Annotated in this window: 13 protein-coding genes; 6 read left to right on the top strand and 7 right to left on the bottom strand. The window is 43.1% G+C overall.

The genetic code is table 11. From position 1 onward, the window contains the following. Positions 1 to 124: 124 nt before the first annotated feature. On the bottom strand, positions 125 to 2836 hold the full coding sequence (gene acnA, locus HUJ22_RS13625) for an aconitate hydratase AcnA (protein WP_290878251.1): 2712 nt from the start codon (positions 2834 to 2836) through the stop codon (positions 125 to 127). Positions 2837 to 3090: 254 nt separating this feature from the next. On the opposite strand from acnA, the gene rplM reads away from it, so the two are divergent. The 5 genes from rplM to pyrH all read left to right on the top strand — a co-directional run bounded on the left by rplM (position 3091) and on the right by pyrH (position 6701). Continuing rightward, entirely contained in the window at positions 3091 to 3534 is a 444-nt protein-coding gene (gene rplM / locus HUJ22_RS13620) for a 50S ribosomal protein L13 (protein ID WP_290878250.1), read from the top strand. An 18-nt stretch (positions 3535 to 3552) separates the two neighbouring features. Further along, entirely contained in the window at positions 3553 to 3939 is a 387-nt protein-coding gene (gene rpsI / locus HUJ22_RS13615; protein ID WP_290878249.1) for a 30S ribosomal protein S9, read from the top strand. A gap of 196 nt (positions 3940 to 4135) precedes the next feature. Then, positions 4136 to 5044, top strand: coding sequence for a 30S ribosomal protein S2 (gene rpsB, locus HUJ22_RS13610; RefSeq protein WP_366871097.1), 909 nt, complete (start codon positions 4136 to 4138; stop codon positions 5042 to 5044). A 29-nt stretch (positions 5045 to 5073) separates the two neighbouring features. Continuing rightward, positions 5074 to 5907 (top strand): translation elongation factor Ts, encoded by an 834-nt coding sequence (tsf, locus tag HUJ22_RS13605; protein ID WP_290878248.1) that lies wholly within the window; start codon positions 5074 to 5076, stop codon positions 5905 to 5907. A gap of 74 nt (positions 5908 to 5981) precedes the next feature. After that, positions 5982 to 6701, top strand: a complete 720-nt coding sequence (pyrH, locus tag HUJ22_RS13600; RefSeq protein ID WP_290878247.1) for a UMP kinase — start codon at positions 5982 to 5984, stop codon at positions 6699 to 6701. Between the two features lie 35 nt (positions 6702 to 6736). Here pyrH and HUJ22_RS13595 read toward each other — a convergent pair whose 3' ends face one another. The 6 genes from HUJ22_RS13595 to HUJ22_RS13570 form a co-directional block, all read right to left on the bottom strand. Then, the gene (locus HUJ22_RS13595; protein ID WP_290878246.1) at positions 6737 to 7999 is read right to left on the bottom strand and encodes a histidine kinase dimerization/phosphoacceptor domain -containing protein; all 1263 of its coding nucleotides are present in this window, start codon (positions 7997 to 7999) and stop codon (positions 6737 to 6739) included. A 290-nt stretch (positions 8000 to 8289) separates the two neighbouring features. Next, a complete protein-coding gene (locus tag HUJ22_RS13590; protein WP_290878245.1) occupies positions 8290 to 9279 on the bottom strand; it encodes a formimidoylglutamase in 990 nt (329 codons plus the stop codon). Then, the gene (hutI, locus tag HUJ22_RS13585; protein ID WP_290878244.1) at positions 9261 to 10490 is read right to left on the bottom strand and encodes an imidazolonepropionase; all 1230 of its coding nucleotides are present in this window, start codon (positions 10488 to 10490) and stop codon (positions 9261 to 9263) included. Before hutI ends, HUJ22_RS13590 begins: the two co-directional genes overlap by 19 nt. Positions 10491 to 10560: 70 nt before the next feature. Continuing rightward, positions 10561 to 12210, bottom strand: coding sequence for a urocanate hydratase (gene hutU, locus HUJ22_RS13580; protein ID WP_290878243.1), 1650 nt, complete (start codon positions 12208 to 12210; stop codon positions 10561 to 10563). Between the two features lie 175 nt (positions 12211 to 12385). Continuing rightward, positions 12386 to 13867, bottom strand: a complete 1482-nt coding sequence (locus tag HUJ22_RS13575; protein WP_290878242.1) for an FAD-dependent oxidoreductase — start codon at positions 13865 to 13867, stop codon at positions 12386 to 12388. Beyond that, positions 13864 to 14196: a hypothetical protein gene (locus HUJ22_RS13570; RefSeq protein ID WP_290878241.1), complete on the bottom strand. Its 333-nt coding sequence runs from the start codon at positions 14194 to 14196 to the stop codon at positions 13864 to 13866. Before HUJ22_RS13570 ends, HUJ22_RS13575 begins: the two co-directional genes overlap by 4 nt. 214 nt (positions 14197 to 14410) lie before the next feature. Here HUJ22_RS13570 and HUJ22_RS13565 point away from each other — a divergent pair, with 214 nt between their 5' ends. Then, a complete protein-coding gene (locus HUJ22_RS13565) occupies positions 14411 to 15019 on the top strand; it encodes a TIGR04282 family arsenosugar biosynthesis glycosyltransferase (RefSeq protein ID WP_290878240.1) in 609 nt (202 codons plus the stop codon). Positions 15020 to 15056 lie beyond the last annotated feature (37 nt).

Raw genomic sequence — 15056 nt, 5'->3', positions numbered from 1 at the left:
CAATATAAAAAAAATTGAGTGAATCGCTTATATTTTTTAAAAAACCAAGGTTATCTCCCTCAAATAAAAAAAGCACCGCTTCAAACGGTGCTTTTTTAAATTTCAGGTTTCTGAATCTGAGTCGTTAGTTCTCCGCCTTACTTTTCTTGAGGTAGTCAAGAAGTACCGTATGCAGGATTCCACCATTGCGATAGTAATCCACTTCTACCGGGGTATCAATTCTGCAATCGGTCGTAAAGTTGATTTCTTCGCCATTTGTTTTAGTAGCGGTAACTTTTATTTCCTGACGTGCCTGAACATTATCATCCACGTGAATATCGAATGTTTCTGAACCGTCCAACCCAAGGCTGTCTGCACTTTCTCCGTCTTTAAATTGCAAAGGAAGTACACCCATTTGGATGAGATTAGACCTGTGAATCCGCTCATAAGAAGTTGCAATCACAGCTTCTACACCAAGCAGTGCTGTACCTTTGGCAGCCCAGTCACGAGACGAGCCCGTTCCATACTGCTTCCCGGCCAATGCTACCAGCGGAGTATTGGATTCCTTGTATTTCAGAGATGCATCATAAATGGTAGTGATTTCATCATCCGGGAAATACTTAGTAAATCCGCCTTCGGTACCCGGGGCCAATTGATTCTTAAAACGAACATTGGCAAAAGTTCCGCGCGTCATAACACGGTCGTTACCTCGACGAGAACCATAAGAGTTGAAGTCGGCTTTCTCAACGCCATGATCTTTTAAATACTTTCCGGCAGGAGACTCTTCATCAATATTACCTGCAGGAGAAATATGATCAGTTGTGATTGAATCACCCACTTTTACCAATGCCCTTGCTCCTTTAATGGGCTTAATGGGCTCAGGTTCTTCAGACATCCCCATAAAAAATGGAGGTTCCTGAATGTAAGTTGACTTTTCGCTCCAGTTAAATAAATCTCCGCCTGAAACCGGGATTTCCTCCCAGGTTGGAGATTCAAAAATATCACCATACATCTTTTCAAATAGCTCAGGACGGATAGCCGCATCCAGATGTTCTGCAATTTCTGCCGTTGTTGGCCAGATATCCTTCAGATAAACCTCATTTCCGTCTTTGTCTTTACCCAAAGGCTCAGTAGCAAGATCGATATCCACGCTCCCGGCAAGTGCATAAGCTACTACGAGTGGCGGTGAAGCCAGGTAATTTGCTTTCACATATGGGTGAATACGGCCCTCAAAGTTTCGGTTCCCTGAAAGTACACCGGCTGCGATTAAGTCACCTTCTTTAATAGCCTTCTCAACCGGTTCAGGTAATGGGCCTGAATTACCGATACAGGTTGTGCATCCGTAACCTACCAGATTGAACCCGAGCTTGTCCATATACTCGGTAAGCCCGGCTTCATTTAAATATTCGGTTACAACACGTGAACCCGGAGCCAGTGAAGTTTTCACATAAGCAGGAACTTTAAGTCCTTTTTCGTACGCTTTCTTGGCTACAATTCCCGCACCCAGCATCACGCTTGGGTTTGAAGTGTTGGTACAGGAGGTGATAGCGGCAATCACAACATCACCGTGCTTCATCTCAATTTCCTGGCCGTTTTTGTAAATCCCTTTATTGGCCAGTTTCTCTTGAGCAAGGTTGAATCCCATGGTAGGATTATCACTTGTCAGAGAGTTTTCGAAAGCCTTTTTCATATTGCCGAGTGCAATACGGTCGTGCGGAAGTTTAGGCCCGGCAAGTGAAGTTTCTACCGTGCTCAGATCTAATTCCAAAGTAGAAGAAAATTCAGGATCAGGAGTATCATCGGTTCGGTACAAGCCCTGGGCTTTGGTGTAATTCTCTACCAACTGCACCAGCTCTTCAGATCGACCGGTTCTTCTCATGTATCGCAGTGCTTCTTCATCAATTGGGAAGAAGCCCATGGTGGCCCCATATTCAGGAGCCATATTCGCGATAGTTGCACGATCAGGCAAGCTCATGTTGCTGAGGCCGTCGCCGTAAAATTCTACAAACTTACCAACCACGCCGTGCTGACGAAGCATTTGGGTTACGGTAAGTGTAAGGTCGGTTGCCGTTACTCCTTCCCGAAGTTTTCCGGTCAATTTCATTCCCGTTACTTCGGGTACCAGCATGGAAATAGGCTGGCCAAGCATTGCTGCTTCCGCTTCAATTCCGCCAACACCCCAGCCGAGAATTCCAAGCCCGTTGATCATGGTAGTGTGAGAATCGGTTCCCACCAAAGTATCCGGATAAGCAGTTGTGGAACCGTCTTCTTCTTTACGGGTGAAAACACCGCGTCCTAAATATTCCAAATTCACCTGGTGAACGATTCCACGCCCCGGAGGCACCACACGAAAATTATCAAAAGCTTCTTTACCCCACTTCAGAAATTCATAGCGCTCATTGTTACGTTCCATCTCTTTCTCAACGTTGAACATGAGTGCAGCATCCTGCCCGAACATATCCACCTGAACGGAGTGGTCAATAACCAGATCCACAGGAACCTGAGGATTGATGTCGGTAGCTTTACCGCCCATGCGCTTCATAGCAGAACGAAGTGCAGCAAGGTCAACAACGGCAGGTACACCGGTAAAATCCTGAAGTACTACACGTGATGGTTTGAATGGAATTTCCCCCTGCGGATCTTTGGCATTATAGCTTGCCAGTGCTTCAATATCTTTTTCAGTAACCGCATAGCCGTCGAATTCACGCAGAACGGCCTCCAACAATATCTTTACGGAAAAAGGCAGCTTGGCAATATTTTCATACCCCTGCTCCTTCAATTTTTCCAGGCTGTATAGGAAGGCTTTGCCTGAACCGGTTTCAAATTCTACTCTGGTTTGCTTTAGTTTGTCGCTCATTAGTATCTCGATTTAGATTTTCTTTCTCCTTATCCCCAAAGGTACCAATTTTTTTGGGCTTTGTCTTTAACAAGTATCTATTGAGATTATTGATTTACGTGATTTGGTGATTTTGTCTCGGGTTGTCATTGCAAAGCGGAGCTATGCAACGAGGAACAAGTCACTAAACTTTTATGCAATCTGATATTGATATCTACGATAATTACTTCTATCTTATTCGACTTTCCAATAAGACAAAATAAACGAGTTTAATCGTGGACACATTAAGTTTTAAGACATACTCAGCAAAACCCAGTGATATTGACAAGAAATGGGTGCTCATTGACGCTGAAGATCAGCCATTGGGCCGACTGAGTAGCGAGATTGCAAAAATTTTGAGAGGCAAGAACAAGCCGACCTTCACCCCACATATGGACACCGGTGATAACGTAGTTGTTATCAACGCTGAAAAGGTGAAGCTAACCGGTAAAAAGATGACGGATAAAACTTATTTCCATCACACCTTTTACCCGGGCGGAGAGCGCTTTACTACGGCTGAAGAAATGATGGAGAAAGATCCTACATCTTTAGTTACAACTGCCGTACGAGGCATGCTGCCTAAAACCAAGTTGGGGCGCAAAATTGCGACCAACCTGAGAGTTTATGCAGGCCCTGTACATCCGCATACCGCGCAAGAACCAGAAATCATTGAGCTTTAATCCATCCAGAACTAAATAATGGCACAAGCGAATTACATAGGACGACGAAAAACAGCAACTGCCCGTTTGTATATCAAGCCGGGTAAAGGCGAAATTCTCGTCAACCACAAACCCATTGAAGAATATTTTCCAGTAAAAGCACGTCGTAACATTGCTATGTTTCCAATGACTGTTACTGAAACAGAAGGTAAATACGACATTAAAATCACTGTTCGTGGTGGTGGAAGTACCGGTCAGGCCGGAGCCATCTCTCACGCACTTGCCCGTGCTTTGGACGGAGAGAACGAAGAAATGCACGATGTTCTTAAAGGACACGGCCTTCTTACCCGAGATGACAGAATGGTAGAGCGTAAGAAATACGGTCAGCCTAAAGCTCGTAAGAAATTCCAGTTCTCTAAACGATAATTTCGTTATTCGTTATATGGAAATGGTTATTCGACCACCGATTAACCATTACACCTTTAACCAATAACCACACTAAAACTAAATCACACATATGTGGCGACCCTGCGTTTGGTGTTCTGAGCTTAATTGACTCAGGATTAACGCTCTCGGGGATGACCCGCATAGAGGATTAACCTAAACTTACATAACTAATACAATGCCAAAAGCTGCATCTATACAAGACCTGCTTAAGTCAGGCGCACACTTCGGTCACCTCACCCGCCGATGGAATCCTAAAATGAAAGACTTCATCTTTATGGAGCGAAACGGGATTCACATCATTGACCTGAAAAAAACTCAAAAATATTTACAAGAAGCCCTCGATGAAGTTCAAAAACTTTCCCGAGCCGGTAAAACCATTCTTTTTGTAGGAACTAAAAAGCAATCTACCGAAATCATTAAAACAGAAGCCCTGCGCTGCGGCATGCCGCATATTACGCATCGCTGGATGGGTGGAATGCTTACCAACTTCAGCACCGTTCGCAAAAGTATTTCCCGTATGGAGGAAATCGAAAAAATGAAAACCGACGGTACGTTTGACGAACTCACCAAAAAGGAAGGCTTGATGCTTCAGCGTGAGCAAGACAAACTGAATGATGCCTTAGGTGGTATTAAAAACATGGGACGCCTGCCCGGTGCTATCTTCGTGGTAGATATCATTAAAGAGCACCTGGCTGTAAACGAAGCCATCAAACTTCATATCCCAATTATTGCGATGGTTGACACGAACAGTGATCCTGATGTTCCTGATTACATTGTTCCTTGCAATGATGACTCAGCACGTACCATTCAGCTGGTAACCACTCAAATTGCAGATGCAATTATCGAAGGTTCTGCCGAGCGTGAAGCACAACAAGAAGAAGATGTAATGGAACAAGCTGCCGCTGACGCTAAAGGCGAAAGTGGTAAAGATGACAGCAGCGACGTTGATGTAAAAGACGCTGCCAAAGGAACTAAACTTCGTTCGCGCCGCAAGAAAAAAGGCGACAAGAATAAAAAAGAAGACAAAAAAGCTGACAAAGCAGAAGCAAAAGCAGATGCTGACAGCAACGACGAAGAAGAATAATTTCAACTATTAAATACTATTCAGAAAAAATGAGTATTTCTGCTGCAGACGTAAAAAAACTTAGAGACATGACCGGAGCGGGTATGATGGATTGCAAAAAAGCCCTCTCCGAAGCAAACGGTGATTTTGACCAAGCTGTTGAAAACCTGCGTAAGAAAGGACAGCAAGTTTCCGAAAAAAGAGCAGATCGTGAAGCTAATCAAGGTTTGATTTTGAGCCGTATTTCAGAGGACAAGACCAAAGCCGTTCTTATTGAAATTAATTGTGAGACCGACTTTGTAGCCCGAAACGAAGAATTTCAGGCTGATGCCGAATCATTCCTGAACGCTGCATTTGAAAACGACATCGACAATGTTAAAGATTTGCTTGGAGTTGAAGTTGACGGACTTACTATTGAGAAGCACCTGGAAGAAATGGTGGGTAAAATCGGAGAAAAAATTGAGATCAATAATGTTGTATTGGCAACTACCGATGGAACTCTGATTTCCTATATCCACCCCGGAAACCAATTAGGTGTACTTGCAGAGTTTGACGGAGATCTTACTGACGACGAAATCGGAAAAGATGTTGCCATGCAGGTTGCTGCCATGAAGCCACTTTCTGTAACCCGCGACGGTGTTGATTCTTCCCTTGTTGAGAAAGAGCTTGAAATCGCTAAAGAGCAGTTACTGAACGAAGGCAAGCCTGAACATATCGCAGAACAAGCGGCCAAAGGAAAACTTCGCCGTTTCTACGAAGAGCGTGTACTTCTGGAACAGAAGTTTGTAAAAGATAACAGCCTTTCAGTCAAAGAATACCTGGAGCAGAACGATGCTCCCCTGGTTAAGTCGTTCCATCGGCTTCAACTTGGCGAAAACGCTTAATAAATTTTCTTTACATTAAGGCTGTCAGATTTGGCAGCCTTTTTTTTGTCATATAATCACTAATACAGGATAACGTGGGAAATAAATACAACAGAGTGCTTCTCAAGCTTAGTGGAGAGTCACTTTTAGGCGAACAAGGTCATGGTATAGACGCTGATATTCTCAGCGAATATGCAAAGGAAATTCAATCCATTCAGGAAGCCGGAGTTCAGGTTTCTGTGGTAATTGGAGGCGGAAATATTTTCCGCGGGGTGAAAGGAGCTACTCAGGGGATGGATCGTGTACAGGGCGATTACATGGGCATGCTGGCCACCATGATTAACAGTATGGCCCTGCAGGATGCCCTCGAACAAATCGGCGTTCAAACCCGGCTAATGAGTGCCATCCGAATGGAAGCTATTGCTGAACCTTATATTCGCCGCCGAGCGGTTCGTCATCTGGAAAAAGGCCGCGTGGTTATTTTCGGGGCCGGAACCGGAAATCCTTACTTCACCACCGATACCGCCGGTTCACTTCGCGCTATTGAAATTGAGGCTGATGTAATTCTAAAAGGTACCCGTGTGGACGGTATCTTTGACTCTGATCCTGAAAAAAACGGAGATGCTGAGAAATTTGATGTAATTACCGGAGATGAAGTCCTTAAGCGTCGCCTATCGGTAATGGATCTCACCGCTTTCACCCTCTGCCGCGAAAATAAAACCCCAATTATCGTGTTCAATATGAACAAAAAAGGCAATTTGAAAAAAATTGTAGTAGATGGGGAAGATGTAGGCACTACGGTGATTTGGGAATAATTTTTAACCGTTTTAGAATCCCTTTAGCTTGCCGTTCACATTTCAAACTCAAGCTTAAATCCATTTTCAGTATCTACATTTACTTCACTAGCCTGTAACTGTTCAAGGAAAGCATGGATCAGGCTAAAACCTAAGGTTTGGCCTTTTTCAAATATTCTTTTATCAAATCCTCTCCCATTGTCGCTGTAATAAAACTTAATTTTCCCGTCTTTGCCCGGATTTAAACGAAGATTTACCTCTCCTTTATTCTCATTGGGAAAAGCATATTTATAGGAATTCGTAACCAGTTCATTAATCAACAGCCCAAGCGTGATAATTTCATTCATCCCCAAATTATCTATCCCAATAACTGTTTTAAGATTTATACCCTTTTTAAATTCATAAGTACTTGTAATAACACTCGTAAGATTTTCTAAGTACTCCCTGATTTCAATTTTCGAATGATCTTCTGAGTTTGTCAATAATTCATGAATATGGGCGATTGCACTGATTCTCAATTGAGTGTCCTTTAACACGGCCCTGGTATCATTATCTTTCGCGTCAAGAATTTTTATGTCGATAATGCCCACAATAATTGCAAGATTATTCTTTAAACGATGATTTGTCTCCGTTAACAAGGTTTTATACTTATCAACGGTATGTGAGCTTTCCTGGCCGGAATCAGATTTTATTTTATAGAGTTTCTTTTGAAGGATAAACAAGTGTTTTTCAACCTGATTATTTTTACTCAGAATCGGTGAAGCGTTAATTTTTACATCCAAATCTTTACCGTTCTCATCGAACCCGGCTATAAATTCTCCTTTTGAGGGTACATCTTTGAGCTGGCTCAAATAATTATGGAGATCTTTATCATTTTTTCCATCGGCTAAAATATCCATAAACTTTTTACCAATTAACTCACTTCTGTCGCTATTGGTAAACTTTAGAAAGGCATCATTACAGTAAATAATTCTGTAGTCATCGTCATGGGTAGTGGTCAGCAGTAAACTGGCATCAAGCTTAACGATGGCATTATAAATGATTTCCAATTCATCCACTGCATCATTTGAGCTTGCTAAGTTCTCCCCGTTTTCCATGCTCATTTTTTGAAAAACTTCATACTCACTCAAACCCAGGGAGCCTGATATTTTATAAGCTGTGTAAATACTTGGATTAGCAAGACCCCGCTCTATTTGTGAGATATACGTGTTATCCAGATTAGACCGTTCTGCCAAATCTGACTGGGTTAATTTTTGCCTTTTCCGCTCCTTCTTTACGACTTCACCAAAAAGTTTTTGTATCCTTTCCCTTTTTACCATCGATTATAATTAAATACTAACCTGTTGTAATTTGCAATAATTAAAAGAACCTATTCATAAGCCCATACTTTTTACACAGACTATCGTCCAAAAAAGTCTTTGAATTATCTCATATTCAATGAATAACATTGATACAAGAAGATGATGGCAGAAACTCTCTTAAAAAGGTTTACGAAAAAAATCGTTTTAGACTATAATACAGCTTATGTTTATTAAGATGTGATGAATACCAAGCTAAACATGATATGCAAACCAGCTCGCTGAGCCAATCTTTATTACTTAAGTGCTAATTACTGTCCAAATAAAAACCCATATACCAACTGAGCAGCCAATTTCACCGTCCGATTATCAATATCATATTTGGGGTTAACTTCGGTAATCTCGAACAGCTTCAGGTTTTCTTTTGGTTTGGCATAATGGATTATCTGCATTACTTCCCTCCCCGAAAGACCATTTGGAGAACAAGCACTCACACCCGGTGCATCCGCAGCCTGAATGGAATCCATGTCCAATCCGAGAAAAAAGGGGTGTTCGCCAATTTCATCTATGATATTTTGAAAAGATTCAGCCACCCCCTCTTTTATCAACTCCGACAAATAATGAATATGCACTCCAAGGTCATACGCTGAATTTAAATAGAACGCCCCATTACTTTCCCGGCGTATTCCAAATTCATGTAGATTCCGGGGATTCAAATAGCCATCTTCAATGAGTTTTCGATATGGGGTTCCGCTGGTTATTCTTTCTGCATTGCGCATATCCAGGTGGGCATCAATATTTAGGGCTGAAATATCCCGCTCAACTGCTGAAAGTGCACGTACATCCGCATACGAAATATCATTCCCCCCACCCAGTACAATCACCTTCTTCCCATCTCTCAAAAACTTAGATACTGCCTTTGTCAACCTATTATGAATTTCCTCTAAAGCATCAGGTGTTTGATTTATTTCGTGAGAATCTGTGTCATCAGTGAAATCAAAAAAATCAGCGATCACGTTACCCGCATCAAAAACCCGCACAGACAAATCCTCTTCAACCTGTAATTTATACAACTGCTCCCGGATTTTATCCGGTGCCTCTGCCGCTCCAACCCGGCCGCTATTTCTGCGAACCCCTTCGTGCTGCGGACAGCCAATAAGTACATATGTGGCATCGGAATAACCCTGCTCTTCAAACCTGATTTCCTGAACCAACCAGTGATCATGCTTGTCGTGCGACCGAAGCTGTCTCAGCTCTTCTGAAACAGGATTCAAAATATCTTTTAGCTTCTCAATTCCCATACCTTCTCTCCTTTTTTAATGACCGTATGTACATGGTTTTCACCAAAGAAATACGCCAAATCTCTGTAATTATCAGAATCCAGTAATAAAATGTCCGCTTGAAATCCCGGTGTGATACACCCCAGTTTATTTTTCTCAAGGGCTTTAGCTCCATTTTGGGTCGCACAACTCAGCGCTTCTTCCACCGACATTCCCATTTTGGTACAAGCCATACTCATAAGCAGCTGCATAGAGATGGTCATTGAAGAACCGGGATTGAAATCAGTAGCCAATGCTACCAAAGCCCCTGCATCCAATAATTTTCGCGCCGGTGAGTATGGGATATTCAGAAAGTAGGAAACCCCGGGCAGAACCGTGGCTACGGTTTCGGAACGTGCGATTTTCTGAATGTCCTCGTCACTTAATACTTCCAGATGATCTACAGAAACAGCTCCCAGCTCCAGCGCCATTTCCACCCCGCCAATATCGTTGAATTGGTTGGTGTGAAGTTTGGGCTGAAGCCCATGTTCAACTCCTTTCATGAGTACTTTTCGGGATTCTTCTTTGGTGAAATATCCGTCTTCACAAAATACGTCGCAATACTCCGCCAGGTCTGCAATCTCAGGAATCATTTCCAGCACCTGTTGCAGGTATTCTTCTTTGGTGGAGTTTTTGGGAACGGCATGAGCTCCTAAAAAAGTAGCGGTAAGCTCAATCGGCTGTTCTTCTTTCAGCTCGTTTATCACCGCCAGCATTTTACGTTCTGTTTCCAAATCCAGCCCATACCCGCTTTTAATTTCCATGGTGGTGATGCCTTGCTTCAGCGTCTTTTGAAGCCGGATTCGGGCTAAGTCTTTCAATTCTTCTTTGGAAGCTTTTCTGGTAGCTTCAACGGTTGAAACTATTCCGCCCCCTTTCTCAGCAATCTCTTCATAGCTCATTCCGGCCGAACGCATGGCAAATTCATCGGCGCGATTACCACCAAAGACCAAATGTGAATGCGAATCCACAAACCCGGGAACGGCCGCTTTTCCCTCGGCATCCAGAATTACCGGATGGCCTTCCACATGATTCAATACCTCACTTAATTGCCCAACGGCTTTTATATTTCCCTCTTCAATATAGATTGCGCCTTCCTCAATCACATTCAGGCTTCGAAGTTCAGAACCCCGAACAACCCCCGGTTTTGGGGAGGCAATCTGTGAGATGTTTTGGATAAGTAGGTTTGACATAATTTAAATTTTGTGGTTGCCATTTCTACCGTAAGGGCGTATCGCGATACGCCTCTACATGGCAACTAATTTACTTTAAAAACGGCAATTTTAATTGATGCTCCTTCGCACAATCAATAGCGATATCATAACCCGCATCGGCGTGGCGCATAACACCGCTTGCGGGATCATTCCAAAGCACTCGCTCCAATCTTCGGTCGGCATCTTCGGTTCCGTCACAGACGATCACCAGTCCGGCATGCTGAGAGAAGCCCATTCCCACTCCCCCCCCGTGATGAAAAGAAACCCAGGTAGCACCGGAAGAAGTATTCAATAGCGCATTTAAAATCGGCCAGTCAGAAACGGCATCCGAGCCGTCTTTCATGCCTTCGGTTTCGCGGTTGGGGCTTGCCACTGAACCTGAGTCCAGGTGATCACGGCCTATAACCACAGGCGCTTTCAGTTCGCCGCTGCGGACCATTTCATTGAAAGCCAATCCAAGCTTATGGCGCTGTCCCAATCCCACCCAGCAAATGCGCGAAGGCAATCCCTGGAAATGAATTTGATCTTTGGCCATATCCAGCCAGTTGTGGAGGTGAGGGTCATCAGGAATGAGCTCTTTCACTTTTTCATCGGTCTTGTAGATATCCTCGGGATCTCCCGAAAGGGCTACCCAGCGAAACGGGCCAATACCTTTGCAGAAAAGCGGACGAATATATTCCGGCACAAACCCGGGAATATTGAAAGCATCATTCACACCTTCATCAAAAGCTTCCTGCCGGATGTTATTTCCGTAGTCAAATACAGGAATTCCTTGCTCCTGAAATTCCAACATCGCCTTAACCTGAACAGCAATGGATTTTTTTGCTTTCTCTATTACTTCTTTGGGACTGGACTTCTGTTTTTCTTCCCATTCTTCCACCGACATTCCCAGCGGCAGATACCCGTTCAGTGGGTCATGTGCACTCGTTTGATCCGTTACCGCATCTGGAATAATTTTACGCTCCAACAATTTCGGATAGATATCCGCAGCATTACCATGTAAACCTACCGTAACCGGCTTTTCATCCTGAACCGATTGCTGAATGATCTCAAGTGCTTCATCCAGCGAAGCGGCTTTTTTATCTACATAGCCTGTTTTCAATCTCATGTCGATTCGGGATTCCCGGCATTCCACCGCCAGCATGCTTGCGCCGGCCATTTTTGCTGCAAGTGGCTGAGCTCCACCCATGCCACCAAGTCCGCCGGTAAGGATCCATTTTCCGGATAAATCTCCGTCAAAATGCTTTTTCCCCATCGAGACAAAAGTCTCATACGTTCCCTGCACAATCCCCTGGCTGCCAATATAGATCCATGAGCCGGCTGTCATCTGACCGTACATCATCAGGCCTTTTTTATCGAGTTCATTGAAGTGATCCCAATTTGCCCATTTGGGAACGAGGTTGGAGTTCGCAATCAAAACCCGGGGGGCATCTTTGTGGGTTTTGAATATACCAACCGGCTTCCCGGACTGAACAAGTAGCGTTTCTTCATCACTCATAGACTTCAGCGACTCCAAGATCCCGTCAAAACTTTCCCAATTTCGGGCAGCGCGGCCAATTCCTCCATACACCACCAATTCTTCCGGTTTTTCGGCTACCTCGGGGTCCAGGTTATTCTGGATCATCCGGAAAGGAGCCTCCGTGAGCCAGCTTTTGCAGTTTAGCTTTGTTCCCGTTGGGGCTTTAATTGTTCTCGCCATTATACTCAATTCTTAATTTAACCTTTAAAAAATTCCACAGCAGAAATGTACAGGTTTTTCAGAGAAGACTCATCTCAAACAAAAAACCGGGCTGCCAAATCCCGGACTGACTTCCTCTCTATACTTTTTGAATAAATCATAGATTCCTGATTTTATCGTCTATGAGCTTTAGTTATTAAACAATGCGGTCTTTGTCCGATAAATCCGGGATTTCACCTTGATACCGGAATACTTTTTTCACCAATTTACTCATCCACTCCGACTGGTTTTTCACATACCATTGGTCGGCAGCACGCCGAACTCCAAGTCCATAGGTTGGATAAGGATGAATGGTATCGGCTATATTTCGGAGGGTTATGCCATTTTTCATAGCCAGTGCGTATTCGCCAATCAAGTCGCCAGCTTGCTTTCCGTAAATCGTTGCTCCAAGAATTTTTCCGTTCCATTTTTTGGCAAATATTTTGATCAGGCCATCCGTATCCCCATCCGTTATTGCACGGTCTACCTTGCTGTATGGGAACCGGTAGGTTTCAAATGAAGTGCCCTGTTCCAGAAGCTGCTTTTCTGTTGCCCCGGTACCGGCCAATTCCGGATCGGTATAGGTACTCCATGGAACATGTTTGGTATCAATTTTCATGGGCACTTTTAGTATGGCATTGCTCGCTGCTACTTTGGCCATATGTTCCGACATGTGCGTGAATTGATATCTTCCGGTAACATCTCCCGCTGCATAAATATGATTGATATTGGTTTTACAGCGGTCACTGACGGTTATTCCCCGCTTGGAATAATTAATACCTGCATCATCCAAATTCAGGCTTTGATAATTTGCTGCCCTGCCCACCGCCATCAATAGAGCATCTCCATCCTCCGTTATATTTTTCCCATCAACTTCTGCATGCACCCTAATCGACCCGTCTTCATTTTGTGAAATTTCACTAACTCCGGCCGATAGTTGAAACTGAACGCCTTCACTTTTAAGCCGTTTCAATAACATAGCCGCCAGTTCTTTATCATCATTGGCCAGTATTCGGTCTTGCATATCAAAGACGGTAACCTGTGTTCCCAACCTCTGGAAAGCCTGAGCCATTTCGACACCAATAGGCCCACCTCCGATGATTGTCAGCCGTTCAGGCTGCTCCTCCAATTCAAAAATAGATTCATTGGTTAAGTGTGGCACATCATCCAATCCTTTAATAGGGGGAACCATGGCCTTACTTCCGGTTGCAATCAGGATGTACCTGCCCGTGACTTCCTTTATAGATGTTTTTCCATCATTATGAATAGCTATGGTATGAGGATTCACAAAACGGGCTTTACCAAATTCAATGTCCACTCCCATGTCCCGATAAATTTCAGGATCATCCGCCTCTTCATACACTTCTTCCCTCACTTTTCGAACATGCTCAAGAACAGAAGAAAAATTTAAAGGGCTTACCGATTTGTGCCCAAATGCTTCCGCTTCTTTAATACCTGCTGCCAGTTTGGAAGCATGTAAAAGCGTTTTACTTGGCACACAGCCGGTCCAGGTGCAATCCCCGCCAAGTTTATTGGCTTCAATCATCAGGGTTTTTGCCCCAAAGTTAGCCCCCATTCCGGCGGCGGTCAGACCTGCGGCTCCGCCCCCTATCACTATAAAATCATATTGGTAACTCATACAGCAGTTTTATTTTCTTGTTTATTCTTAATTTTTCTGAAGGTAGAATAGATTCCGTATCCCAATAAACCAATTATTAGCACATATACCCAGGCCGGTACATTTTCACCTGCAATCATCAAGTAAATATATGCAGAAGATAAAAAGAACCCGGTTGATAAAACCGGCAGTGTAATCGACTTTTTTTGCCTTTTATTGCGAATGATCCAAGCCACAGAAAGTGTAAAAAAGGGGATGGCGCCTACATAAATTCCTCCAAAAATATATGGATTTACATTGTAATCTTCTGAAAGACCCATCAGCCATTCGTGCAATAATTCAAGTCCCATTGTAATTTGATTTAATTATTCAATCAGTGATATTAAAGATGCACTAACTCCTTTTCTTTTACCTTAATGCCGGCCAAAGCTTACTTTATGTTATTCTATTTATATTACATGGGTAAGAAATCATGGGTTAATACTGTCAATATGCCGGTTATTATTATGAGTTTTCTGAAATGCTTTAACTTTTCTAAACATTCACCCGGTTTAAGTACATTTTATGAGTAAAGAGAATAAAAATGTCATTCTTATTTTTGTTAAAAATCCAATAAAGGGATACGTAAAGACCCGTTTGGCAAAAAGTGTCGGAGATTCAAAAGCCCTTCAGGTCTATCAATCATTACTGCAAATAACTAAAAATATAACGGAAGAGTTGCCTTGTGACAGGCAGGTATGGTATTCCCAATCTGTTGAAGAAAACGACCTTTGGGATATAAACCATTATTCGAAATTTTCACAAATGGGGGCAAATCTTGGAGAACGAATGCAATTTGCCTTCAAGCAAGCTTTTGAAAATGGATATAGAAAGACCATTATTATAGGCAGTGATTGTGCAGATTTGTCGCCGCAGGCCATAAATAAGGCCTTTGAAGCATTAGATAACCATCAGGTGGTTATTGGCCCATCTGAAGATGGCGGTTATTACCTGTTAGGCATGACCCATTATTTTCCATTTCTTTTCAAAGAAAAAAAATGGAGCCATGATTCAGTCTTTCAGGACACCGTCAATCAACTGAAAAGCCAATCTATCTCCTTCAAACAGCTTCCGGTCTTAAATGATATTGATACGGAATCGGACCTTAATAAATCAGCAACTTTGAATTTGTAGGAAGTTGGGTTTTACTCAATAAATGTACTCGCTGAGA

The sequence above is a fragment of the Gracilimonas sp. genome, from assembly GCF_014762685.1.
GTDB lineage: Bacteria > Bacteroidota > Rhodothermia > Balneolales > Balneolaceae > Gracilimonas.
This window is presented reverse-complemented; position numbering and strand designations above follow the sequence as displayed.

Coding starts and splice junctions, on each gene's coding strand:
- HUJ22_RS13575 (WP_290878242.1), bottom strand. CDS start 13,867: ATGAGTTACCAATATGATTTTATAGTGATAGGGGGCGGAGCCGCAGGT.
- rpsB (WP_366871097.1), top strand. CDS start 4,136: ATGCCAAAAGCTGCATCTATACAAGACCTGCTTAAGTCAGGCGCACAC.
- HUJ22_RS13570 (WP_290878241.1), bottom strand. CDS start 14,196: ATGGGACTTGAATTATTGCACGAATGGCTGATGGGTCTTTCAGAAGAT.
- tsf (WP_290878248.1), top strand. CDS start 5,074: ATGAGTATTTCTGCTGCAGACGTAAAAAAACTTAGAGACATGACCGGA.
- HUJ22_RS13565 (WP_290878240.1), top strand. CDS start 14,411: ATGAGTAAAGAGAATAAAAATGTCATTCTTATTTTTGTTAAAAATCCA.
- acnA (WP_290878251.1), bottom strand. CDS start 2,836: ATGAGCGACAAACTAAAGCAAACCAGAGTAGAATTTGAAACCGGTTCA.
- hutU (WP_290878243.1), bottom strand. CDS start 12,210: ATGGCGAGAACAATTAAAGCCCCAACGGGAACAAAGCTAAACTGCAAA.
- rpsI (WP_290878249.1), top strand. CDS start 3,553: ATGGCACAAGCGAATTACATAGGACGACGAAAAACAGCAACTGCCCGT.
- HUJ22_RS13595 (WP_290878246.1), bottom strand. CDS start 7,999: ATGGTAAAAAGGGAAAGGATACAAAAACTTTTTGGTGAAGTCGTAAAG.
- hutI (WP_290878244.1), bottom strand. CDS start 10,490: ATGTCAAACCTACTTATCCAAAACATCTCACAGATTGCCTCCCCAAAA.
- HUJ22_RS13590 (WP_290878245.1), bottom strand. CDS start 9,279: ATGGGAATTGAGAAGCTAAAAGATATTTTGAATCCTGTTTCAGAAGAG.